The organism is Oleiphilus sp. HI0043 (assembly GCF_001634935.1).
The window spans coordinates 1-805 of the sequence record NZ_LWEY01001704.1 but is presented as its reverse complement, the minus strand read 5'-3'; the positions used below and the strand labels follow the sequence as shown (position 1 = coordinate 805).

At 44.2% G+C, this 805-nt stretch carries 1 protein-coding gene; it reads left to right on the top strand.

All coding sequences use genetic code 11. The annotated features are described in order from the left end of the window. Positions 1-761: tyrosine-type recombinase/integrase (locus A3729_RS25980; protein ID WP_156498144.1), on the top strand; the 761-nt coding region annotated here is incomplete at its 5' end. Between the last annotated feature and the right edge of the window lie 44 nt (positions 762-805).

Below are 805 nucleotides of genomic sequence, written 5' to 3'. Positions count from 1 at the left end.
TTTCTGCTATAAGCGGTTTCTACACACACTTAATGGAGAGCGAAATAGCATTAGGAAATCCGGCAGGTCTTGCAAAAAAAGACTGTAAGCGATTAGTTAAGGATGCACAGGTAAAAGAAACAAAGCGGCTAGACCAGGCACAATGGGATTTACTACTAATTACGGCTGAAAAAATGGCTGACGAAGACTCACTCTTTGAGCGGAATATTTTTTTATTGGCTGCAATGAAAACAATGTTTTTGAGAATTTCTGAATTAGCTGAGCGTGACGACTGGATACCTGTTATGAGCCACTTTTGGCAAGACGATAAGAAAAACTGGTGGCTCAAGATATACGGTAAAGGAAAGAAAATTCGCGACATTTCTGTCCCAGATAGCTTCCTGCCTTATTTAGAACGTTATCGGCTATGGCGTGGCTTGCCTGCATTGCCTGGTAGACAGGACAAGCAACCAATTGTGGAGAAAATTCGTGGGGCTGGAGGTATGAGTGGTAGACAACTAGCGCGTCTTGTCCATCAGGTGCTCGATAAAACCTACGAGACTATGAGGTCTCGATCAGGAGAGAAAGCAGCGCAAATTTTCAAAGATGTTTCACCTCACTGGCTGCGTCATACAGGCGCAAGCATGGAGATTGAACGAGGCCGCGCCCTTAAGGATGTTTCGGAAGACCTGGGGCATTCAAGTATGGCTACCACTGACACGGTCTATGTTCAAACAAGCGCCAAAAAACGCGCTGAGAGCGGAAAATCTCGAGAAGTTTGATTTTGGAACCAAAATTCTGAAGCCTAAAGCTTAATAAAACCAAT